The sequence below is a fragment of the Bacillus sp. AF62 genome (assembly GCF_050312695.1).
GTDB lineage: Bacteria > Bacillota > Bacilli > Bacillales > Bacillaceae_G > Bacillus_A > Bacillus_A cereus.
In genome coordinates, this window is the sequence record NZ_JBNPJZ010000084.1 from 1 (window position 1) to 20,639 (window position 20,639).

The following is a 20,639-nucleotide window of genomic DNA, read 5'->3' on the forward strand; positions in this document are numbered from 1 at the left end:
ACGTTACTTGTATAATTATGTATCATAGAAAATATCCTTTTTTGTACAGATTATACCATAGATTCTAAACAGGTTCTAATAAATCATTGCTTCCCTTTACGATTACGTAGTTCTCCATTAATTCATCTTTTTCACCAGTAAATATAATTTCTCCATCGTTGATAAACGTAATATAATCTGCAATACGTTCTAAATCCGTTGTAATGTGGGTTGAGAATAATACAGATACTTCATCTTCCATTACAATTTCTTGCAACATATCAAGTAATTCGCTCCGAACAACTGGATCTAATCCTGCTGTCGGTTCATCCATAATAATAAATTCGGCATGATGTGAAAGCGCGATTGCAATCGCAAACTTCATTTTCATCCCTTTAGATAGCTCTTTAATTTTTTTATACTTTGGAACTTGCAATCTTTGCATATACGATTGGTATTGATTTTCGTTCCACTTTTTATATAACGGTGCAATAATACGTTTCATTTGTTCACACGTTAAATCTTCGTAATAATGATTTTCATCGTATACAAAACCAATATTTTGTTTTATGTCCTTTTCGGCTTTCTTATTGTCTTTACCAAAAATTTTTATATCGCCGCTATCTTTTCTAATTAAATTCATAATCATTTTGATCGTTGTACTTTTCCCAGCACCATTTGGTCCGACAAACCCCATAATATATCCTCGTGATAATGCAAAACTTATATTTTTCACTGCAAAATCTTCATAACTTTTACAAACGTTTTTTAACTCTAACATCTCTCTCATTCCCCCTTATATAAAAACGCAATCATCTGCTGCAATTCTTCAAGTGAAAGCTGCAAAACTTTACTTTCTTTTACGATTTCTTCAGCCTTACTTTCCAATAGACGTAGCCGCTGTTCTTTTAATAGTTCATTATTTTTACGTGAAACATAAGTCCCCTTCCCAGCAACAGTTTCTATATATCCTTCTTTTTCAAGCTCCTCGTACGCACGCTTCGTTGTAATTACACTAATTTGCAATTCCTTCGCTAAGCTACGAATAGACGGTAATTGGTCTCCACCCTTTAAACCACCATTTAAAATAAGCTGGCTTAATTGTTTTCTTATTTGCACATAAATAGGGTCTTGGGAAAAATTCGAAATAATAATATTCATGTTTTCCTCCAGTGTGTGTATATACTGTATATACCTTATATATACAGTATATACACAGCATCCTATTTTTGGCAAGAAAAAAAGACCAACATTTTCCTGTTGGTCTTTCGTATATGTATCACTTTTCAAAGCGATCTAACATCTCGTCTCTCATTCCGAAACTTACTACTGCAATTCCTATATACATAAACAGAAGGAATGCCGGATGAACCGTGTTGTACCAGCTGCTGTCAACGATTAAGTAAATCGTTAATGCCACAACAAGAACAAACGCTAAGATAAACATATAAAAGTGTCTTGTACTACCCATGATAAACTCCTCTCTTCTCACTTCACCATTCAACAGTTTATTTTATCGAATAATTCGATATGACTCAAGGTTAACTTTCTGTTATGTAATCAAGTTCCACCTTTACAATGTCCTCACATGCTATTGAAATGATTGTTCCTTGTTTATCAATCGCCGTCACTTCTCTATTATCCATTACACGATTTGCTACTCTTTCTAACACTTTCCCTTGGTCTCGATAGCAAAATTCTTTTACATCTTTAATTGTTTCTCCATTTTCTAAATGGTATACCATTCTATAACATCGATATCCCACACTTTCACCCCCGTCTTGCTCGTTTTTTCACATATACATAAAAATGAGTAATTTTTGCCTCATCACATCTTCTTAATTTCAATAAAATTCTAACAAAAATAAATACTTTTATCAAACCGACTTTTTCAACAAAACTACCTATAAAACTACACCTTTACACCATTAGGAAACAAAAAATATAATTTTTTAACATTTTCTTCACTATTTCTGCACAAATTCTCCATACAAAAAAAGAACCCGCCGCAGCGAGTTCTTCTTTTGTTATTCTAATCAAACTTGTACAGGAGCTGGCTTTGCATAACGTAACACTGGTTTACGTGCAGCCATCGTTTCGTCTAAACGTTTAATGACTGTCGTATGCGGTGCTTCTTGTACAACTTCTGGATTTTCTTCTACTTCTTTAGCGATTTGAATCATCTTATCAATGAAACCATCTAATGTTTCTTTTGATTCTGTTTCTGTCGGCTCAATCATAATACATTCTTCCACATTTAATGGGAAGTAAATTGTTGGTGGATGGTAACCGAAATCAAGCAGACGTTTTGCAATATCTAATGTACGTACGCCAAGTTTCTTTTGACGACGACCTGATAATACAAATTCATGCTTACAATGTCTATCGAATGGAAGATCGTAGAATGGCGCTAATCTTCTCATCATATAGTTCGCATTTAATACAGCATACTCAGTTACTGCACGCAAGCCATCTGGACCCATAGAGCGAATATACGTGTATGCACGAACGTTAATTCCGAAGTTACCATAGAATGGCTTCACACGACCAATTGCTTCTGGACGGTCGTAGTTGAAGTGATAACCATTTTCCGTTTTTTCTAAAATCGGTTTTGGTAAGTACGGAATTAAATCCGCTTTCACACCTACTGGACCAGAACCTGGGCCACCACCGCCGTGAGGACCTGTAAATGTTTTATGAAGGTTTAAATGCACAACGTCAAATCCCATATCTCCTGGGCGTGCTTGGCTTAATACCGCATTTAAGTTTGCACCATCATAGTATAACTTACCGCCTGCATTATGGACGATTTCTGCCATTTCTAAAATATTTTCTTCGAATAGACCTAATGTATTAGGATTTGTTAACATAAGCGCTGCTGTTTCTTCGTTTACAACACGTTTTAAGTCTTCTAAGTCAACAAGGCCATTTTCATTTGATTTTACTGTAATTGTTTCAAAACCAGCTACAGTTGCAGATGCCGGGTTCGTTCCGTGAGCAGAGTCAGGTACAATTACTTTCGTACGGTTAAAGTCACCATTCGCTTCATGGTATGCACGAATTAACATTAAACCTGTCCATTCTCCGTGTGCACCAGCTGCTGGTTGTAAAGTAACAGTATCCATACCTGTAATTTCAATTAAATGCTCTTGTAAGTCATACATTAATTCCATTGCACCTTGTACTGTCTTTTCATCTTGCAGTGGATGAATATTTGCAAATCCTGCGAAACGAGCTACACTCTCATTAATTTTCGGATTATATTTCATCGTACAAGATCCAAGTGGATAGAATCCAGAATCAACACCGTGGTTACGGTTTGAAAGTGCTGTATAGTGGCGCATAATATCAAGTTCAGATACTTCTGGTAGCTCTGCATCTTCTACTCGAATATAATCGCTCTCAAACACATCTTCTAGTTTCACTTCTTCTACATCTAATTTGGGTAAGCTATATCCTATGCGTCCTTCTTTACTCACTTCAAAGATAAGTGCTTGGTCTTGATTCTTCATTGGATAGCCCCCATTTCGTTTACAAGTGTGTCAATTTCCTCTTTTGTACGAAGCTCAGTTACTGCTACAAGCATATGGTTTTCATGCTCTTTATAATCACGGCCTAGATCGTAACCACCGATAATATTCTTTTGTAATAATGCATCGTTTACTTCTTTCACTGGACGTTTGCAATCTACAACAAACTCATTGAAGAATGGTCCAGCAAATGTTACTGTGAAGCCTTTCGCCTCAAATTGACGTTTTGCATACTGTGCTTTAGAAATGTTTTGACGTGCCATTTCTTTCACACCTTGTTTGCCAAGTGCCGTCATTGCAACAGAAGCTGCTAATGCATTTAACGCTTGGTTTGAACAAATATTAGACGTCGCTTTATCACGGCGAATATGCTGTTCACGTGCTTGTAACGTTAATACAAATCCACGTTTACCATCTGAATCTACAGTTTGTCCAACAAGACGTCCTGGAATTTTACGCATAAATGCTTTCGTTGTTGCAAAGTAACCACAGTGCGGTCCACCAAACTGCGTTGGAATACCGAATGGTTGTGCATCACCGATTACAATATCAGCACCAAATTTCCCTGGTGGTGTTAATGCGCCTAATGATAATGGATTTGAAGAAACGATAAATAATGATTTTTGTTGATGAACGATTTTTTCAATATCAGCTAATTTTTCAACTTGTCCGAAGAAGTTTGGATATTGAACGATTACACAAGCAACTGTATCATCTACTTCACTTTGTAATACGTCTAAATCTGTTACACCATCTTTATGATTAATTTCAACAACTTCAAGATTTTGACCTTTTGCATACGTTTCAAGTACTGCTCTTGATTCTGGATGAACCGCGCTAGATACAAGAATTTTCTTTTTGCGAGTATGGCCAGCTGCTAACATTGCCGCTTCAGCTAAAGCTGTACCCCCGTCATACATAGAAGAGTTTGCTACATCCATTCCTGTTAATTCACAAATCATTGTTTGGAATTCAAAGATTGCTTGTAATTCCCCTTGTGAAATTTCCGGTTGGTATGGTGTGTAAGCTGTATAAAATTCTGAGCGAGAAATAACATGATCTACAATTACTGGAGCATAATGATCGTATACGCCTGCTCCTAAGAAAGAAGCGTATTCTTTTAAGTTAGCATTTTTACTAGCCATTTGAGATAGCTCTTTTAAAAGCTCTGGCTCTGATTTTGCTTCTTTAATTTTTAAATCCCCTTTAAAACGAACACTCTCTGGAATATCAGAGAATAATTCATCGATCGTTTGAACGCCGATCGTTTGTAACATTTCTTTTTTGTCTTCTTCTGTCATTGGAAGATAACGATGCAACATGAAATCTACCCCTCTCCCCGTTACTTTGAACGTTTGTAAAATGGTGTTGGAACAACTACTGCTTTGACGCGTTTATTACGAATTTCAATTTCTACTTCTGTATCAACTGCTGCGTATTTTACATCAATTAGTGCTAAACCAATGCTTTTCTTTAACGTTGGAGATTGTGTACCACTCGTTACTTCCCCAATTTTTTCTTCACCAATAAATACAGGGTAATGCGTACGAGGAATTCCACGTTCGATTACTTCGATGCCGACTAATTTACGAGGCGCACCGTTTTCTTTTTGCTCTTTTAACGTTGCTTTTCCAAAGAAGTCTGCTTCTTTATTTGTTTTTACCGCAAAGCCAATTCCAGCCTCAATCGGTGTAATATCTTTTGATAATTCTTGTCCATAAAGTGGTAATGTTGCTTCGAATCGAAGTGTATCACGAGCACCTAAACCACATGCTTTTAAGCCCTCTTCTGCTCCAACTTCAAGAAGTTTCTCCCAAAGTTTTGCAGCATCTTCACTCTTACAGTAAATTTCGAATCCATCTTCACCTGTATAACCTGTACGAGATACAAGTGCTGGAATTCCATCTACAAGAATATCGTTTTTAAATTTAAAGAACTTAATTTCTTTCAAATCTTCTGACACAACTTTTTGTAAAATGCCTTCTGCTTTTGGTCCTTGAATTGCAAGCTGTGCAACTTCACTAGAAACATTGACTACTGTCGCATCGCCAATTACATGACTTGCTAACCATTCGTAATCTTTCTCGATATTTGATGCATTGATTACTAATAAATAGTCTTCTTCACCACGTTTGTAGATTAATAAATCATCTACTGTACCACCATTTTCGTAGCACATAGCTGTATATTGTGCGCCCCCTACCTTTAAGGTAGATACGTCATTTGTAACAACACGTTGTAAAAATGCTAAACTATCTACACCTTTTACTTCAACTTCTCCCATATGAGACACATCGAACAAACCTGCAGCTGTACGTACAGCTTCGTGTTCTTCTTTAATGCTTGAAAATTGAACTGGTAATTCCCAACCACCGAAGTCGATTGTTTTCCCACCATACTTCGCGTATACATCAAATAACGGTGTACGTTGTAATGTAATCATGCTCTCTCCCCCTTATGCTTTGACAAATCAATAAAAGTTGCTTCCCTTTTCTAAACATTTTCATTCTGAAAAGATAGGATATACGGAATCTCATTATATTTTTTTATGAAAGCGTAAATAAAAAATCACTTTCTTGGATAAAATACGAAAGATTCCACACATTTCACACCATTATCCTAACATCATTCGCTATATTTCATCAATATTCTAGCATAAAAAATAATTTAGAATTTTTTATGTTAAAACACAATAAATACAGCTTTTGAGATTTAATACTTTATTATTGTCTATCATATAGCCTTTAATAACGATAATTATGCCTTCTTTTAAGGCAAATCATCATACATTAAAAAATAATTACTTTAGTTTATAAAAGGTGGGAGAGTCGTAATGAATGTCGATATTTCCGTAGATCGGACGTGGCAAAACAATTTTTTAAATAGAATTGATGAAGATGGTCCTTGGACAAACTGGGATTTATATCACTTAGCTTATGAAACAGAAAAATCGTTACTTGTTCCTACTTTTGATGGACTACAAGCACCGAAACATTTATCCCATTTCACACCGCTTCCGCATCAATTAGAAGTCGCTCAAAATGTGATTGAACAAATGAATGGTAAAGCGATTCTAGCAGATGAAGTAGGTCTTGGAAAAACAATCGAAGCTGGACTTATTTTGAAAGAATACATGGTCCGCGGGCTTGTGAAAAAGGTACTTATACTTGTCCCAGCTTCTCTCGTATCACAATGGGCATACGAGCTGAATACAAAGTTTTTCATTCCCGCTGTAGCACAAAAGAAAAGCTACTCGTGGGAACAAGCTGACGTAATCGTATCATCAATTGATACTGCGAAACGTTCACCACATCGCGATATCGTGTTGAACTTAGAATATGACCTTATTATTATCGATGAAGCACATAAACTGAAAAATAATAAAACAAAAAACTATGAATTTGCACAACGATTAAAAAAGAAGTTTTGTTTATTACTAACCGCTACTCCTGTTCAAAATAAAATTGATGAAATTTTTAACCTTGTTTCTTTATTAAAACCAGGACATCTAGGCAATCAATCCAACTTTGAAGAATATTACGCTTCCAAAAATCGTTCAGCCGAATCAGATGAAGACTTAAAAGCTCTCATTAACAAAGTAATGGTGCGAAATAGACGACATAATACCGGTATCGATTGGCCGAAGAGACATGTACGTACAATTTTTGTTGAGTTTAATGAACAAGAACAAGCTCTATATAATGATATCGAAAATTGGCGAGGGCAAGACGCCTTCACATCTGCTTTCTCATCGTTAACTTTAAAACGGGAAGCGTGCAGTAGTCGTGAGGCTGTTTACTATTCATTGAAAAAGCATGTAGAAAAAAGACAGAAAGAAAATGAACATTATATAAAAGATCCACATATCGATGTGCTAATGGACAAAATTAATCATATTCCTTTCAACTCGAAAGCAACTAAAGCTCTAGAGCTTATAAAAGAAATTGACGATAAAGTCGTCATTTTCACGGAATACCGAGCATCACAGATGTACTTACAATGGTTTTTACAACAACACGGTATTTCTTCTGTCCCATTCCGCGGCGGATTTAAACGCGGGAAGAAAGATTGGATGAAGGAACTTTTCCAAAATCGTGCCCAAGTGTTAATTGCAACGGAAGCTGGCGGAGAAGGCATTAACTTACAGTTTTGTAGCCATATGATCAATTATGATTTGCCATGGAATCCAATGCGTCTTGAGCAAAGAATCGGACGTATTCACCGTCTCGGTCAAAAGAATGATGTTCATATTTATAACTTAGCTACAAAGCATACTGTTGAAGAACATATTCTGAAACTGTTATATGAAAAAATCAACTTATTCGAGCGTGTTATCGGTGAACTCGATGAAATTTTAACGAGAATTAATATGAAAAACATCGACGCGCACATTCAAGAAATTTTCGCGCAATCAAAAAGCGAAGGTGAAATTAGAATTAAGATGGAAAACTTAACATCTATTATCGACTTTGCGAAACGAAATGAAGCTGAGGTGCAAGGCTATGCAGCAACATGAAATTCATAATTACTTATACAATTTCTTTGAGGCGAATAACTGTGAAATTTTAGAACGTTCTCCTCATTTATTAGATGTACAGTTAACAATTGAGATGGATAAATTATTAATGAATCGCCCTTTTTATTGGCACTATCTTGAGAAAACAGGAGGCGTACCGAATCCGATGCGCCTTACTCTTATTACAAATCCAGAAAATGAAGAAAATGATGGTGAGCTTATTCACTACGGTTCACCACGTCTACATCAAATTTTCCAAACGACAAAAGAATTAGGCTCTTACATACGTTTATATGAGGATGTAAGACATAATGGGGCAACACATACACCGCTCCACCCTTGGCTCGGTATTAATATAAAAGTTTCCTATCAATGTGATCGAAAAAAAGACATCCTTCACTCGATTGGCATTCATCTCATTTCTGGAACAATGATGGCAAACTTTCATGAAACATTAACAAACATTAAACTTACACCAAAAATACCTGATTTTTGTTTTACGCTCTCGCCCATCATTAAACCTCAAAGTGGTTTACAACGCATAGAAGACGCTTTAAAAAATATAATTGCAGAAGATGACCATACGTGGGCAAAAGAAGCAAGAGTGCGTTGGAATCATGATCTAGACCTTTTAAACCGTTTTTATGAAGAAAGTGACGAACTTCCTGAGAGCTATGAAATTGAAAAACAAGCTCTGCAAGAACAGTATGAACCACGTATTACAGTGCAAATTATTAACGGTGGCCTTTTTTATGTTACCGCGAATCATTTTCTATCTTGAAGAAGCTCCTTCTGCTTTAGAAGGAGCTTCTTTTGAGCTATTTTCTACCCTACTCGCTATCGCCACTACGCTCTTGCTGTTTTTTCTGTGCCATACGTTTCTGCTGTGCACGATCCTTTGCGCTCACATGATTTGCATCAGTTGGAAGATTTTCTTTCGAACGTCCAATTCCATTGCTCATCTTTCCCACTCCTTTTTGCGTTTTTCAAAATACATGTTTATTTTCAGCTAGAGTTACAATCCTTATACAAAAAAATAAGAGCAGCCATTGGCTACTCTTACTCGCTCACATATTTTTGAAACATATCATGGATGCCTTTATTTACTAGGTTCGAGATCTGCTCGTCAGATTTATTCGGATAACGATCACGCAATCTGATAGATGCCTTCACCATTAAATTTTCTAATACAGAACGGCCACCTTCTCCATAAATAATTTCAGCATATTTAACAAGCCTTCCATCCTCTACTGTTGCTGGATTATGATTGAAGAAAAATTTACTCATTGTCTCCACCTCTCTCTTTTGATAACGTTTACATTTATATAGATTATTTATGTTATTTATTTCACAATATTGTATGCATGTATATTTAATTAGTTTCATTATAAAGCAACATATCGATAGTAAATATGTGATTTTCCGTCCATTTTGTGAACAAACTAAAAATGAAAGCGTTTCCTTTATTATATACTAAAAAAACTTACTACGCTAGGGGCAATTTTTTTCAATCTACTAATCCCTCAAAAATTGATATATTTTTTCTTTTCCCATTAAACCTTATACAATTTTCAGAAATTATATTATAAAATATATGTATGACTTAAGGAGGCTTTGTATGAATCAAAATAAAAAAGCTATATTAGATCTTGTCTTTTATCTCGTAATCCCATTCCTCATTTGGAAATTTGCAAAACCTTATATCGATCCTTATTACGCGATGTTACTTTCCTCTGTTCCGGGGATTATTTATACACTGTATACCTTTAAAAAAGAAAAACAGTTTAACGTGACAGGGTTCTTTATTTTAATTACACTCATTTCTAATACAACGGTAGATCTATTATCTGGGTCAGCTGAACGAATGTTATGGAACGATGCGTATTATCACATCGTACTCGGTATTATCGTCATATGTACAATTTTTATAAAAAAACCACTTATGTTATATTTCGCAGCAGATATTGCCGCACTTCAAGGTCATGACCGTGATAAAAGTCGTGAGCTTTATCGTGATAGTCGTATCTATCCAGCACTGCAATATTTAACGTTATTTTTCGGGCTACAATTTATATTAAAAAGCTTTTTAAAAATTTATTTCATCTCTGTTTTTGGTGTAGATGGCTATGGTGAAATGAGAGCGATTATGACCGCTGTCGGCTGGGGCATTTCTATTTGTATCGGAATAGGGTTCGTATGGGTGAACAATAAAATACATGCCGTTACGGAAGAACAAGAATCCGTGCAGTAAACAAAGATGCCCTAGTGTATTACGACACTAGGGCATCTTTATTTTGCTAGACATATAACTAAAATTTAACTTGATTTTTTTCTTTTACTTTTTACATTTCGATAAAACAAAGCAGCACTCAGCGGCATAACACCAAACCACTTATTCATAAATGGCTCTTTTTCAGCACGGCGTTGTTCTTTCTTTTGTTTTCGATCTTCTTTTGGAGCATCCATATACGACACAAACTGCTGCGTCACAAAGCGAACATAATCATTAGTAGACATATTATCATCACCTCTACTTGATTAGTATGTCCACTTTTTTATACATTAATCTTTTCCTTTAATTCATTCATAATTTGCTTTACAGACTTATTTGTCGTATCGATATGAATATGAGCCTCTTCATAATAAGCTCGGCGTAATTCAAATTTCGTTACAAATGCATCTATATCTTTCTTTTGAAATAATGGACGTTTCGTATCTTCACGAAGCCTTTCTGCAATTACATGCGGATCACAATATAAATACACGACAGTTCCGTTCTCTTTCATCCACTTGCGATTTTCCGCTCGTTCAATAATTCCCCCACCAGTTGTAATAATGACATTATGGACTGGTAGCGAACGTAACATTTCGCTTTCATATTCCCGAAAAGCCGTTTCGCCTTCTTCGGCAAAAATATCACGAATTGCCTTCTCTTGCTTCTCTTCGATTTTTTGATCAGTATCTACAACATCCATTTGAAGTTCTTTACTTAACGCTTTTCCAATTGTTGTTTTCCCTGCTCCCATGTAGCCGGTTATGTATATAGATTTCATTTTCTGTCCTCTCAATCGTCATTTATTAATTGTTATTATAACGAAAGATGCTACTTTGTTTAATAAAAAAACGTTTTGTTCTTATACTATGAAGAACAAAACGTAACACTCGCTTTTACTTATAAGTACCTCTTCTCACCCACTGCGTTGCAATCCATTTCTCGCCTTTCGTTACAGGTGCCCCTCCGTGTAACGTAAGCTCATTTAGTGATTGATCTTGATAAAAATACTCAAAGTATACTGCCATTCCCTTTCTAGGATGTACAGAAAGATTTAATTTCGGGAAGTACGTTTCCCCGCCTTCTTCTACATCATTTAAGTACATTACAAGCGTACTAATACGATTGTTAGCAGCTGATCTACTATGTTCCGCAAAATAATCATAGTGTGCTTTATATTGTTGATCCACTTCATAATTTAAAATGTGTAATCCTTCACCATGCGACGCAGGAACATTCATGATAGATGAAATTCGTTTTTCAATCTTTGAAGTAAGTTCATTGTCTTCCAAAAATGCACCGCTACTTGTTCGAATATCATTTACATCACGTGATGAACCAACTTTAGACCGCTTCATTTTATTTTTAGACATTTCAATCAATTCACCACACTCTTCATCACTTAGTACATTTGCTAATACGACAATAAGAGGTTCTTCGAATTTTGAAATAATGTGTATTTCTCTATCCTCTGTCATAATCTTATTTCCTTTATGATCAAAAATAGTTTGTTCCTTATTTTCACCTATTTGATTGTTGTTTGTCATTTCCCTATTCTCCCTAAAAATAATGATTGGATAGCATGAATATATCACATTCTTTCTACCTTTCTCTTTTTTGAGAAAATTTAAACTTTTAATCGTTATATTTATCCATTTCTTCTAAAAAATCAATTCAATTTACAATAGAAATCCCTGGTTTTTCTTCTTATTTTTACATATTATCCTTCTATCCAATCGACTATTTTTCCATCCTTCTTTCTATACCGAAAGCTCACCGTATAGAAAGCTTCCTGTTTGAGTGTACAATGCAACGCAACGAGAATTAAATCATTTTCAAAGATATAATTTCCACTCACTTCTCCCTTTTCATACTGAAAGAAAAATGCACCTTCTTTTTCTTTTTGCTGTAAGTCTTTTTTTATATCTGTAATAGATCGGTTAAGTAGTTCATCCAGTAAAAACTTTTGTTCTATTTCTATATAAAAATTTTTATCTGTAAACAACATATTTGTTTCGTATATAAAAAAAGAAGTTAATAAAATAAGAAAGATGAGTGTTCCAGGCATTGTAAACCCATTTTGCCCTCTCATACATTCATTTCCATTTCACTATATCGCATAACTACACCTTCATATATTTTTCCGCTAGTATCTTTCACATTTATAATGAGTACATGAGGTGTTAGTTTGTAAGAAACCGTTCCAATATTTTGTAAAACAACTTCCCTCCCGCGCCTATTTACCTTTCTTATAAGACGACTATTCTCTTTTTCATACGATACTTCACTCCCATTACGCGATCGAAATCGTAAAATACTTTCTCCATTTTCAAATGCTAGCTGTTCTCCAGATGATACTTCACGAAACTCCAATTGCATTTGACCTAAAAATACATCCCACTCCCAATCATTTAATCCTTTTGACTGTTTATTTTCCATTTCAATGAAATGTAGGCGGGGAAAGAGCAAAAAAATATTGATAATAGAAACAGACATACAATCATTTCTATTAATGAAAAACCAAATTCTAATTTATTTTTTCTCCTACATAAAAGCATTGTTCCATCACTCTGTCTTTCACATCTCTCCACATGGTACAAACTTCATTGCCTCCCCAATATGTGTAATACACAATTCCATTTATATTCTTTTCTATTATTCGCTTTTCTTCATTTCCATACATATATATAATTGCTTCCTTTTTTAATAATCCAGATGCCTTATAACGAATTTGTATATTTTTTCTTTCTTGCATAACTAATACTGTTTGCGGTAGTAGTAACGATACAGCCATCATTAAAATACTTAACGATACAATCATTTCAGCCATTATGGATCCTTTTTGACATTTCACGATACGTAAATCTCCCTCTTCCAAGCTGAAATACAATTTCATATTTATAATTTCGATATGAAATTATAATCGTACCACCTCTATTAATATTTCCACTTGGATTATATGTCATCGGATTTGGAAACGTATGCAAATCAATTTGTATATCTTCTTCATACTCCCGCTTGACGATATAATACTTTGTACCTGACTCTTTTATAGCATACATATTTCTATCTTTATGCCAACGTAATGTATAGTGCTTTTGACGATTTATCGCTAATTGCTGCATATACAAAATATCATTTGAAAACTGTCTCAAAAATTGTTCAACTTTTTGTCGCTCGTATAAGGAATGAACACTAAAATACGTAACTACACTTAATACAGAAATAGCAAATAAAACGAGTAACATTTCTAAAAAAGTAAACCCCTGTTGTTTCACAATGCCCTAATTGATACTGCGCCATCATCTGAAATATGAATAGATTCGCCATTCGGGCACTTATCAGTTGTAATATACTTTTCATCTGTCAGTTCTTTTAACGATGGAATTTTATTATGTTGTAATTGATATACTTGTATTTGTGCTTCTATAGATTTCACGTAAGCTGCACACCCTTTTCCTTGGACCGATGAACGCTGTGTAACTACATTTGGAATAATTAATAGTAATAATATAGTTATGACAACCATTACTAATAGCATCTCTAACAGAGTAAATCCTTCCTCATTCTGCATACAAATGCCCCCTAAATAGAATTCATCATTTGAAACATTGGCATAATCATCGCTAAATACATAAGGACAACGATTCCTCCAATACATGTAAATAAAATAGGCTGAATGATAACTAACATATGTTTAATTTTCCGTTCCATCTTTTCCATAATAAGATCGCTATAGTCACCTAATTCAATCGCTAAATTGCCGTTTGCTTGTCCATGCGTAATAACATAAGAAAGTTCTTTCTCGTAATACCCACTTTTAGCAATGATAGATTGTAACCGTTCTCCTCCAATTAATTGTCTTTCAATCCGGCTCGCTTCATATTGAAAGAACGGATGATATCTTTGCTCCATCATTATTGTTAAAGCTTCGCATACTGATAGTCCACCATTTAATAAACCACTCAACTGAGTAGCAAAATAATGTGAATGCTTTAAAATAAGAAATGTTTTGATGAGGGGCATACGAAGCATGATTTTTACCTGGCTAATATGTGGAAGTTTCCTAAAATACAACATATACAAACTACATCCAATAATAACAGTTAAAATAACGGTTAAAATAATGTAAGGTAGCAGTTTTATTGCACTTAAAATTTGTTCTGTAAGTAGTGGTGTATTAGAACCGAACGAACTATAAACCATTTCAACCTGAGGTAATAAAATGAGGTTGAAAATAAAAAGCATGATTAGTAGAAAAAACATTAAAAACATAGGATACTGCATGATTTTCATCATGTCTCTCCTATACTTATCTTTCTTATAAAGAAGTGCACTTCCTTGTTGCAAAGCAAAAGAAATATCACCATGTTGCTCGGCATAAAATAAATAACTTAACATGTCCTGATGAAACTTTAACTGATGAAAAGAATCGTGTAGACTTTTCCCATCTTTTAACCCCTCAATCATGTGCTGCAATTGTACTTTCTTTTCTACAGGTAATTGAAACTGTAAAAATTCTAATGCTTGTAAAAGAGAGTAGCCTTTTTCTAGTAATTCTCCTAAACGTTTCAACAATACTACTTGATCACTTAAACTCCAAGTTTTCTTAAACATAAACATCATCTTCTAAAAAACCTAAAGCATATCCTTTTCTTATTGACGATTCTAAAGTCTCATGTTTGTAAGTAACACATTCTCCATCTGCTTCTTTAAGCGCTTGTTTTAACTCATATCCATATAGCAGCTCATAAATGCTTGCTTGCCTTACTTGCCTCATTGATTTACATAAAGTTGAGCACTTTCCTCTGCAAAACGGACACTTCAATTCGACAAGTCGCTGTGCAGCTACAGCCAATAAAGACTGTTCAATCTCTTGCCTCGTTATACCATAATCCATGAAACGAATGATTGCTCCTTTCGCATCATTCGTATGCAGCGTTGTCATGACTAAATGTCCTGTCAAACTTGCTCTTATAGCTATTTTTGCTGTTTCTTCATCACGGATTTCACCGACTAAAATAATATCTGGATCATGACGTAAAATAGCCTTTAATCCTGTTTCATATGTGAGACCCGCTTTTTCATTTATTTGAATTTGTAATACATCGTCACTTCTTTTTTCAACCGGATCTTCAAGTGTAATGATGCGACGTGTTTTCTTTTTTCTAATTACCTCTAATAATGCATACATTGTCGTTGTCTTCCCAGAACCAGTCGGTCCAGTAAACACGAGTAGCCCCTGTGAATAGCGTAAAAACGAGAGTAGTTTTGCTGCCGTACTTGGAAATAACGAAAGATGTGATAAGGGCTGCACAGATGCTTGTAAATGAAGGCGAATAACGAGACTTTCTTGATATACTGTTGGAAGTGTTGAAAGGCGTAAATACACTTCTTGTCCATCAATTTGCAAATACAACGAACCATTCTGTGGCTTCCGTTTCTCTCCTATGTCCATAGATGCTAAAAATTTAAAATGTGAGACAAGTTTTTCTCCAAACTCCTTTTTAATACAATGTCTCGTCATTAAATCTTTTCCTATACGTAGTTGCACCGCTACATCCTTCTGCCGGGGCACAATATGTAAATCTGACGCTTGTACCCTACACGCTTCTTTTAAAATTGTATTCGCAAAAATTTCAATCCCATTCATCACTTTTCCCTCCTCACTATGTATATAGCATGAAAACATGCACAATAAAAATTTGGAATTTTGTATTTTGACTAGAACAAAAAGGAAAAATATGTTTGTGAAATTATGAACAATTTCCGAATTATTGTCTGAAATTACCTATACTCATGTTTATCTGTATTATAATGTTATTATCTTGGATAAAGTGATAAAGGTGGAGATCCTCATGGAACAAGCTTTAAAAATTACAGGTGTATTATCTGACCCAACTCGTTATTACATTTATAAATATATTTCGCAAAAACATAGTTACGTAACGGTACAAGAAATTGCAGATGAGTTTGACATTCATCCAAACGTAGCGCGTTTACATTTATCTAAACTAGAAGATGTTCATATGCTAAAATCGGAAACGAAGAAAACTGGAAAAGGCGGACGACCGAGCAGATTGTATGTCTTATCTGAAGATGTTATCCAATTACAATTTCCATTCCGTGATTATCAATTGTTAGCAAGAATCGCATTTAATTCTTTACTTAGCCTTGGCGCTGCTGGTGAAAAAGCGCTATACGAAACAGGAAAACAATTCGGGGCCGAATTAATGCAACAACATATGCAACGTTTAAATGTGAGTGAAGATGCTTTAACAGTAGAGCAAAAAGTTCAAATTGCAAAAGAAGCTTTCTCAACAGCCGGCTTATCACCTGCATTTGAATTAAGTGCAGATGGAACAAAAATTTTCTATGATGTACACAATTGTCCATTTAAAGAAGTTGCTGTTCATCATCCAACTGAAATTTGTAACATGCACGGAGATATGATGAAAGGCATTTTTGAAATCCTATTCCCTAACATGGAATTAACTCGACATGATAGTCTATTAGATGGATGTAAATCTTGTAATTATAAACTAACAATTTAATTTATCATATAAAAAGAAGCCAATAATAATTGGCTTCTTTTTATATGAACGAATATTTACAATAGTAAGAAAAATAAACTATAATGAAAAGAGGTTTTACTTTTTCTAGAAAAGGAGGGAAATAGCATGGATCGCATGTTTCGCGTTCTCGGCTTTTGGACTGGAATTTTCTCGGTTATGTTTTACGTAGGAGATATGCAACAGGCTGCACTACTATTTTTAGGACAAACAGGTTTCTTCGTACTTTTAAGCTATTTAAAATTAACAGAGCGTATGTATATATACGTATTCGGGGCATATTTAACTGTTTTCTTCATAGGATTTACATACTACACGACATTTTTACTTGTCCCTGGGGCTGGACATTAAAAGATGGCATTTTGCCATCTTTTTTTTAATCCCGGAATTTCCTAGTTGACTTATAGGTTTTATTACCTTATATTCTATATAACAGATTGGAATTAGGGGGAATCAACATGAATACACTGCTTGTCGGAATTAACGTTGCAGTCATGCTCATCTTAGTTGGCGTATTATATTATATGCAACGTAAGCATGTATCTTTTAATAAACGTGTATTTACCGCTTTAGGAGTCGGAATTTTATTCGGTCTTATATTACAATTCATTTATGAGCCAACTTCTAAAGTAATTATTGAATCAAATACTTGGTTTGGCTTAATTGGTAACGGTTATGTGAAATTACTTCAAATGATCGTTATGCCACTTATTTTAGTATCTATTATTTCAGCATTTACAAAATTACAGTTAACGAAAAACCTTGGTAAAATTAGTGGTCTTATTATAGGAATTTTAATTCTTACTACAGGTATCGCTGCAGCTGTCGGTATCGCTGCAAGTGCAGGATTTGATGTATCTGCAACAGGCTTGCAACAAGGTGATGCAGAATCTGCTCGTCTGAAACTAGTTGAAGAAAGATTTACTTCTATTGAAAAGACAACAATTCCAGATAAATTATTAGAGCTATTGCCTACAAATCCGTTTCTTGATTTAACAGGCGCTCGTCCAACATCAACAATTTCTGTCGTAATATTTGCAGCCTTTATCGGCATTGCCTTTATAGGTGTAAAACGAAAATATCCAGAACAAGCAGAGCTATTTAAGAAAATGCTTGATGCTGTATATGCAATCGTAATGCGTATGGTAACATTAATTTTACGCCTTACTCCATACGGCGTATTAGCTCTTATGGCAAAAACAGTTGCTGGTAGCGATATAAATGCTATTTTAAAGCTTGGTAACTTTGTGTTAGCCTCTTATGTAGCACTTATCGTAATGTTTATCATTCACTTATTATTAATTGCATTGTCTGGTTTAAATCCAATTCAATATTTGAAAAAAGTGTTCCCTGTACTAACTTTTGCATTCACATCTCGCTCTAGTGCTGGTGCGATGCCATTAAATATTGAAGCTCAAAAAGAAAAGCTTGGTATCTCCGAAGGAATTGCAAACTTCGCAGCTTCATTTGGGGTATCTATCGGACAAAACGGTTGCGCAGGTATTTATCCAGCAATGCTTGCAATGATGGTCGCTCCAACTGTAGGAATTGATCCATTACAACCACAATTTATTTTAACTTTAATCGCTGTTGTTGCTATTAGCTCATTCGGTGTTGCCGGAGTTGGTGGCGGTGCAACATTCGCAGCTTTAATCGTACTATCTACAATGAACTTACCAATCGGTATTGTTGCTCTAGTTATCTCGGTTGAGCCATTAATCGATATGGGTCGTACAGCTCTTAACGTAAGTGGTTCTATGACAGCAGGTCTTATTTCAAGTAAATGGCTTGGTGAATTAGATCAAGATACGTACAATCAAGATGATACAAAAACTGGTGAAATTGCTTCATAATGAAAAAAAGACGCTAACATACAATTGTTAGCGTCTTTTTTATTCCGTTCCCTCTTTATAAATCTTATCTTGAGAATTATCACTCCAAGTATTCTTCTAATTGCTCTTTTAACTCTTCCTCAATCTCATAACAAGATTCATCAGCGAGTTCTCCTACTTTCTTACTACCCAAAATGTTTGATTGAATTGGCATTCCTAAAAAGATTCTTTCACATTCCTAAATTGGAATATTGTGAAATTTAATCATCTCTTTTTCTTCATCTAATATAGCTATAGCAACTGTTGAATAATAACCCACCTCAAAGGGATTCTCTTTTTCTCTTGCAAATCCCATATCTAATTCCATGTTTTTTTCTATGTATAAATGCGAATACTCTTTATACAATTTAAGTGACATTCGCTCTATTTCCTTCTCCATACATTGAATGTTCTCTTTTAACTCCAACGTAAACTCCTGTTCTTTATATTTCATTTTCGCCTCCTTAAACATAGAAAAAGAGAATACAATAATATATTCTCTTTCCTCAAATATATTTCATTATCTCACAGCCCGTCCTTTTCACAAATAACCATTTTGTTCGCACCATTTATGAAATTGTCCTACGTCTACTCCAACTAACACGATATCCTTTAGCTCTACATCAATAATTTGTTCTCCAATTACAATAGCAAACTGCGATGCTAATTTTGTCTCGTTTTTCTTTACAATTCCAATTCGGTTCCGATGCGGTCCATCTTTTATATATGCTTTTTGTCCTACAATATCAAAGTTCAAGATTCTCACCTCTTTTACTGCGCTCAAATTGGAAATACGATCTCCACCTCGGAAAATTTCCTTTCATTGCACTATTTCTCTATATATATGACGAAACAATAAAAGAGTCCTTCCTTCTTTACAATTATTTTTTCTTTGTTTCATTTTTGTGATTGAAACGTAAAGTTTATAATAAAATACACTTGGAAGCGCTTTCTATGTAATTTTTTATGTTATAATATAAAAGTAGAACTTCGTAAAGAGGGTTAAAAAAATGAATACAAAAATGATTAAAAAAGTAATTGAAGCATTAAAAGTATATGGCTTTCAGGATGTATCATTCTGTGACAAAACGAGGCAATTTTTATTTCATAACGAAACCGATATTATGAGCGGCTATGCAGAAATAACATATAGTAGTCAATTTGAAAAATTCAACGTACAAATTCATCCAATTGAAACACATCACCAAGCAGAGTTACAAGAGGTTGAAAGACATATACAAGCTTGTATAAGAAAAGTGGAATATTTAAACGCACTTCTTACCGGGCAGACAAAACTAGATGATAAAATTATTATTATGTAAAAAAAGAACGTGATTGAATCACGTTCTTTTTTCATTATATGTTCATCTTTTCCTTTAGTTGTAATCCTGTAACAGATTCTAATACATCCATCGATTCTCCAAATGTCATATCAAAAATTGTATTGTCCTCTATGTACGGAAACTGTCTGAAACGCTTTTCTAACACCTTTACAGCATCTGATGTAAAGTTTGCACTATCAATGCCAAATTCTGTTTCAAGAAGAACGATCCAATCTAACACATGAAAACCTAATCCATTGACGAATGCAATAAGTTTTTCTTCTGGGTTTGAAGATAAGAATACTTGGCGTTCCATCTCACTAAAAAGTTCTTCTCCTAAGATTTCAGCTAACTCATCATCATGTTCACGTTCAACAAGTTCTTCGTAGCCGTAATCATCCACAAGCTCTTCTACTTCTTCACTATCCTGACAAAGCAATTGACTAAGAAGTGCCTCTTTCTTAAATTCACTATTTTGTACGACTTCTAAAAAGCTCGTTTCCCATCCATTTTCTAATTTCATATTATGTACTCCTTTATATACGTTTCTTATCATCACTGTACCCAAAAGATCACT

27 protein-coding genes and 3 pseudogenes are annotated in these 20,639 nt (G+C 34.6%); 8 read left to right on the top strand and 22 right to left on the bottom strand.

Annotation, left to right across the window (positions count from 1 at the left end):
* Nucleotides 1-73: 73 nt before the first annotated feature.
* The 7 genes and pseudogenes from ACQRBL_RS21015 to gcvT form a co-directional block, all read right to left on the bottom strand.
* A pseudogene (locus ACQRBL_RS21015) lies at nucleotides 74-760 on the bottom strand (ABC transporter ATP-binding protein); the annotation flags it as partial.
* 5 nt (nucleotides 761-765) lie between these two features.
* Nucleotides 766-1,140, bottom strand: a complete 375-nt coding sequence (locus ACQRBL_RS21020; protein ID WP_411995625.1) for a GntR family transcriptional regulator — start codon at nucleotides 1,138-1,140, stop codon at nucleotides 766-768.
* Nucleotides 1,141-1,258: 118 nt separating this feature from the next.
* On the bottom strand, nucleotides 1,259-1,450 hold the full coding sequence (locus tag ACQRBL_RS21025; RefSeq protein ID WP_000535933.1) for a hypothetical protein: 192 nt from the start codon (nucleotides 1,448-1,450) through the stop codon (nucleotides 1,259-1,261).
* A 70-nt stretch (nucleotides 1,451-1,520) separates the two neighbouring features.
* Nucleotides 1,521-1,724 carry a DUF3929 family protein gene (locus tag ACQRBL_RS21030; RefSeq protein ID WP_000262496.1) on the bottom strand — a complete coding sequence of 68 codons (204 nt, stop codon included), beginning with the start codon at nucleotides 1,722-1,724 and terminating at the stop codon, nucleotides 1,521-1,523.
* Between the two features lie 291 nt (nucleotides 1,725-2,015).
* Entirely contained in the window at nucleotides 2,016-3,491 is a 1,476-nt protein-coding gene (gene gcvPB, locus ACQRBL_RS21035; protein ID WP_000795702.1) for an aminomethyl-transferring glycine dehydrogenase subunit 2, read from the bottom strand.
* A complete protein-coding gene (gene gcvPA / locus ACQRBL_RS21040; RefSeq protein ID WP_000903240.1) occupies nucleotides 3,488-4,831 on the bottom strand; it encodes an aminomethyl-transferring glycine dehydrogenase subunit 1 in 1,344 nt (447 codons plus the stop codon). The genes gcvPB and gcvPA overlap by 4 nt, the downstream gene beginning before the upstream one ends.
* A 20-nt stretch (nucleotides 4,832-4,851) precedes the next feature.
* Nucleotides 4,852-5,952: a glycine cleavage system aminomethyltransferase GcvT gene (gene gcvT, locus ACQRBL_RS21045; RefSeq protein ID WP_000631769.1), complete on the bottom strand. Its 1,101-nt coding sequence runs from the start codon at nucleotides 5,950-5,952 to the stop codon at nucleotides 4,852-4,854.
* Nucleotides 5,953-6,342: 390 nt separating this feature from the next.
* Between gcvT and ACQRBL_RS21050 the strand changes: the two genes are divergently transcribed.
* Nucleotides 6,343-8,025, top strand: coding sequence for a DEAD/DEAH box helicase (locus ACQRBL_RS21050; protein WP_001100040.1), 1,683 nt, complete (start codon nucleotides 6,343-6,345; stop codon nucleotides 8,023-8,025).
* On the top strand, nucleotides 8,012-8,806 hold the full coding sequence (locus tag ACQRBL_RS21055; protein WP_001183963.1) for a YqhG family protein: 795 nt from the start codon (nucleotides 8,012-8,014) through the stop codon (nucleotides 8,804-8,806). The genes ACQRBL_RS21050 and ACQRBL_RS21055 overlap by 14 nt, the downstream gene beginning before the upstream one ends.
* Nucleotides 8,807-8,855: 49 nt before the next feature.
* Here the strand turns inward: ACQRBL_RS21055 and ACQRBL_RS21060 are convergent, their stop codons facing one another.
* Complete coding sequence (locus tag ACQRBL_RS21060) at nucleotides 8,856-8,987, bottom strand: hypothetical protein (protein ID WP_000064665.1); 132 nt, start codon at nucleotides 8,985-8,987, stop codon at nucleotides 8,856-8,858.
* Nucleotides 8,988-9,084: 97 nt separating this feature from the next.
* A complete protein-coding gene (locus tag ACQRBL_RS21065) occupies nucleotides 9,085-9,312 on the bottom strand; it encodes a hypothetical protein (RefSeq protein WP_000032702.1) in 228 nt (75 codons plus the stop codon).
* Nucleotides 9,313-9,385: 73 nt separating this feature from the next.
* Between ACQRBL_RS21065 and ACQRBL_RS21070 the strand changes: the two genes are divergently transcribed.
* Together ACQRBL_RS21070 and ACQRBL_RS21075 are read left to right on the top strand one after the other, a co-directional pair.
* Nucleotides 9,386-9,502 carry a hypothetical protein gene (locus tag ACQRBL_RS21070; RefSeq protein ID WP_003279814.1) on the top strand — a complete coding sequence of 39 codons (117 nt, stop codon included), beginning with the start codon at nucleotides 9,386-9,388 and terminating at the stop codon, nucleotides 9,500-9,502.
* Between the two features lie 141 nt (nucleotides 9,503-9,643).
* Complete coding sequence (locus tag ACQRBL_RS21075; protein WP_001073111.1) at nucleotides 9,644-10,276, top strand: VC0807 family protein; 633 nt, start codon at nucleotides 9,644-9,646, stop codon at nucleotides 10,274-10,276.
* A gap of 65 nt (nucleotides 10,277-10,341) precedes the next feature.
* Here ACQRBL_RS21075 and ACQRBL_RS21080 read toward each other — a convergent pair whose 3' ends face one another.
* From ACQRBL_RS21080 to comGA, 10 genes and pseudogenes are all read right to left on the bottom strand, one after another.
* Entirely contained in the window at nucleotides 10,342-10,542 is a 201-nt protein-coding gene (locus tag ACQRBL_RS21080) for a YqzE family protein (protein ID WP_000106083.1), read from the bottom strand.
* A gap of 38 nt (nucleotides 10,543-10,580) precedes the next feature.
* Nucleotides 10,581-11,078, bottom strand: coding sequence for a shikimate kinase (locus ACQRBL_RS21085; RefSeq protein WP_097987096.1), 498 nt, complete (start codon nucleotides 11,076-11,078; stop codon nucleotides 10,581-10,583).
* Between the two features lie 115 nt (nucleotides 11,079-11,193).
* Entirely contained in the window at nucleotides 11,194-11,844 is a 651-nt protein-coding gene (locus ACQRBL_RS21090) for a 2OG-Fe(II) oxygenase (RefSeq protein ID WP_000183853.1), read from the bottom strand.
* A gap of 173 nt (nucleotides 11,845-12,017) precedes the next feature.
* Nucleotides 12,018-12,389: a competence type IV pilus minor pilin ComGG gene (comGG, locus tag ACQRBL_RS21095; protein ID WP_411995626.1), complete on the bottom strand. Its 372-nt coding sequence runs from the start codon at nucleotides 12,387-12,389 to the stop codon at nucleotides 12,018-12,020.
* A pseudogene (gene comGF, locus ACQRBL_RS21100) lies at nucleotides 12,386-12,855 on the bottom strand (competence type IV pilus minor pilin ComGF). Before comGF ends, comGG begins: the two are co-directional and overlap by 4 nt.
* Entirely contained in the window at nucleotides 12,825-13,127 is a 303-nt protein-coding gene (locus ACQRBL_RS21105) for a hypothetical protein (protein ID WP_000829462.1), read from the bottom strand. The pseudogene comGF and the gene ACQRBL_RS21105 overlap by 31 nt, the downstream one beginning before the upstream one ends.
* Nucleotides 13,120-13,575 (bottom strand): competence type IV pilus minor pilin ComGD, encoded by a 456-nt coding sequence (gene comGD / locus ACQRBL_RS21110; RefSeq protein ID WP_002094140.1) that lies wholly within the window; start codon nucleotides 13,573-13,575, stop codon nucleotides 13,120-13,122. Before comGD ends, ACQRBL_RS21105 begins: the two co-directional genes overlap by 8 nt.
* Complete coding sequence (gene comGC, locus ACQRBL_RS21115) at nucleotides 13,572-13,871, bottom strand: competence type IV pilus major pilin ComGC (protein WP_001178687.1); 300 nt, start codon at nucleotides 13,869-13,871, stop codon at nucleotides 13,572-13,574. Before comGC ends, comGD begins: the two co-directional genes overlap by 4 nt.
* 11 nt (nucleotides 13,872-13,882) lie before the next feature.
* Nucleotides 13,883-14,914, bottom strand: coding sequence for a competence type IV pilus assembly protein ComGB (comGB, locus tag ACQRBL_RS21120; protein WP_023523013.1), 1,032 nt, complete (start codon nucleotides 14,912-14,914; stop codon nucleotides 13,883-13,885).
* Nucleotides 14,907-15,950 (bottom strand): competence type IV pilus ATPase ComGA, encoded by a 1,044-nt coding sequence (gene comGA, locus ACQRBL_RS21125; RefSeq protein ID WP_001013177.1) that lies wholly within the window; start codon nucleotides 15,948-15,950, stop codon nucleotides 14,907-14,909. The genes comGB and comGA overlap by 8 nt, the downstream gene beginning before the upstream one ends.
* A gap of 205 nt (nucleotides 15,951-16,155) precedes the next feature.
* On the opposite strand from comGA, the gene ACQRBL_RS21130 reads away from it, so the two are divergent.
* The 3 genes from ACQRBL_RS21130 (at nucleotide 16,156) to ACQRBL_RS21140 (ending at nucleotide 18,722) form a co-directional block, all read left to right on the top strand.
* Nucleotides 16,156-16,851 carry a helix-turn-helix transcriptional regulator gene (locus ACQRBL_RS21130; RefSeq protein ID WP_000434124.1) on the top strand — a complete coding sequence of 232 codons (696 nt, stop codon included), beginning with the start codon at nucleotides 16,156-16,158 and terminating at the stop codon, nucleotides 16,849-16,851.
* Nucleotides 16,852-16,977: 126 nt separating this feature from the next.
* Complete coding sequence (locus ACQRBL_RS21135; protein ID WP_000375619.1) at nucleotides 16,978-17,220, top strand: DUF2626 domain-containing protein; 243 nt, start codon at nucleotides 16,978-16,980, stop codon at nucleotides 17,218-17,220.
* Nucleotides 17,221-17,327: 107 nt separating this feature from the next.
* Entirely contained in the window at nucleotides 17,328-18,722 is a 1,395-nt protein-coding gene (locus ACQRBL_RS21140) for an L-cystine transporter (protein WP_001094344.1), read from the top strand.
* A 79-nt stretch (nucleotides 18,723-18,801) separates the two neighbouring features.
* Here the strand turns inward: ACQRBL_RS21140 and ACQRBL_RS21145 are convergent.
* Both ACQRBL_RS21145 and ACQRBL_RS21150 read right to left on the bottom strand, forming a co-directional pair.
* Nucleotides 18,802-19,194, bottom strand: a pseudogene (locus tag ACQRBL_RS21145) (hypothetical protein).
* Between the two features lie 87 nt (nucleotides 19,195-19,281).
* Nucleotides 19,282-19,497, bottom strand: coding sequence for a DUF3912 family protein (locus ACQRBL_RS21150; RefSeq protein WP_001008326.1), 216 nt, complete (start codon nucleotides 19,495-19,497; stop codon nucleotides 19,282-19,284).
* A 253-nt stretch (nucleotides 19,498-19,750) separates the two neighbouring features.
* On the opposite strand from ACQRBL_RS21150, the gene ACQRBL_RS21155 reads away from it, so the two are divergent.
* Nucleotides 19,751-20,062 (top strand): hypothetical protein, encoded by a 312-nt coding sequence (locus tag ACQRBL_RS21155; RefSeq protein ID WP_001093240.1) that lies wholly within the window; start codon nucleotides 19,751-19,753, stop codon nucleotides 20,060-20,062.
* A gap of 34 nt (nucleotides 20,063-20,096) precedes the next feature.
* Here ACQRBL_RS21155 and ACQRBL_RS21160 read toward each other — a convergent pair whose 3' ends face one another.
* Nucleotides 20,097-20,585: a hypothetical protein gene (locus ACQRBL_RS21160; RefSeq protein WP_000764263.1), complete on the bottom strand. Its 489-nt coding sequence runs from the start codon at nucleotides 20,583-20,585 to the stop codon at nucleotides 20,097-20,099.
* Between the last annotated feature and the right edge of the window lie 54 nt (nucleotides 20,586-20,639).

Bases quoted from the DNA above. Each gene is read 5' to 3' on its own strand.
- ACQRBL_RS21020 (WP_411995625.1), bottom strand. From the start codon at position 1,140: ATGAATATTATTATTTCGAATTTTTCCCAAGACCCTATTTATGTGCAA.
- ACQRBL_RS21025 (WP_000535933.1), bottom strand. From the start codon at position 1,450: ATGGGTAGTACAAGACACTTTTATATGTTTATCTTAGCGTTTGTTCTT.
- ACQRBL_RS21030 (WP_000262496.1), bottom strand. From the start codon at position 1,724: ATGGTATACCATTTAGAAAATGGAGAAACAATTAAAGATGTAAAAGAA.
- gcvPB (WP_000795702.1), bottom strand. From the start codon at position 3,491: ATGAAGAATCAAGACCAAGCACTTATCTTTGAAGTGAGTAAAGAAGGA.
- gcvPA (WP_000903240.1), bottom strand. From the start codon at position 4,831: ATGTTGCATCGTTATCTTCCAATGACAGAAGAAGACAAAAAAGAAATG.
- gcvT (WP_000631769.1), bottom strand. From the start codon at position 5,952: ATGATTACATTACAACGTACACCGTTATTTGATGTATACGCGAAGTAT.
- ACQRBL_RS21050 (WP_001100040.1), top strand. From the start codon at position 6,343: ATGAATGTCGATATTTCCGTAGATCGGACGTGGCAAAACAATTTTTTA.
- ACQRBL_RS21055 (WP_001183963.1), top strand. From the start codon at position 8,012: ATGCAGCAACATGAAATTCATAATTACTTATACAATTTCTTTGAGGCG.
- ACQRBL_RS21060 (WP_000064665.1), bottom strand. From the start codon at position 8,987: ATGAGCAATGGAATTGGACGTTCGAAAGAAAATCTTCCAACTGATGCA.
- ACQRBL_RS21065 (WP_000032702.1), bottom strand. From the start codon at position 9,312: ATGAGTAAATTTTTCTTCAATCATAATCCAGCAACAGTAGAGGATGGA.
- ACQRBL_RS21070 (WP_003279814.1), top strand. From the start codon at position 9,386: ATGCATGTATATTTAATTAGTTTCATTATAAAGCAACATATCGATAGT.
- ACQRBL_RS21075 (WP_001073111.1), top strand. From the start codon at position 9,644: ATGAATCAAAATAAAAAAGCTATATTAGATCTTGTCTTTTATCTCGTA.
- ACQRBL_RS21080 (WP_000106083.1), bottom strand. From the start codon at position 10,542: ATGTCTACTAATGATTATGTTCGCTTTGTGACGCAGCAGTTTGTGTCG.
- ACQRBL_RS21085 (WP_097987096.1), bottom strand. From the start codon at position 11,078: ATGAAATCTATATACATAACCGGCTACATGGGAGCAGGGAAAACAACA.
- ACQRBL_RS21090 (WP_000183853.1), bottom strand. From the start codon at position 11,844: ATGACAAACAACAATCAAATAGGTGAAAATAAGGAACAAACTATTTTT.
- comGG (WP_411995626.1), bottom strand. From the start codon at position 12,389: ATGAGAGGGCAAAATGGGTTTACAATGCCTGGAACACTCATCTTTCTT.
- ACQRBL_RS21105 (WP_000829462.1), bottom strand. From the start codon at position 13,127: ATGGCTGAAATGATTGTATCGTTAAGTATTTTAATGATGGCTGTATCG.
- comGC (WP_001178687.1), bottom strand. From the start codon at position 13,871: ATGCAGAATGAGGAAGGATTTACTCTGTTAGAGATGCTATTAGTAATG.
- comGB (WP_023523013.1), bottom strand. From the start codon at position 14,914: ATGTTTAAGAAAACTTGGAGTTTAAGTGATCAAGTAGTATTGTTGAAA.
- comGA (WP_001013177.1), bottom strand. From the start codon at position 15,950: ATGAATGGGATTGAAATTTTTGCGAATACAATTTTAAAAGAAGCGTGT.
- ACQRBL_RS21130 (WP_000434124.1), top strand. From the start codon at position 16,156: ATGGAACAAGCTTTAAAAATTACAGGTGTATTATCTGACCCAACTCGT.
- ACQRBL_RS21135 (WP_000375619.1), top strand. From the start codon at position 16,978: ATGGATCGCATGTTTCGCGTTCTCGGCTTTTGGACTGGAATTTTCTCG.
- ACQRBL_RS21140 (WP_001094344.1), top strand. From the start codon at position 17,328: ATGAATACACTGCTTGTCGGAATTAACGTTGCAGTCATGCTCATCTTA.
- ACQRBL_RS21155 (WP_001093240.1), top strand. From the start codon at position 19,751: ATGAATACAAAAATGATTAAAAAAGTAATTGAAGCATTAAAAGTATAT.
- ACQRBL_RS21160 (WP_000764263.1), bottom strand. From the start codon at position 20,585: ATGAAATTAGAAAATGGATGGGAAACGAGCTTTTTAGAAGTCGTACAA.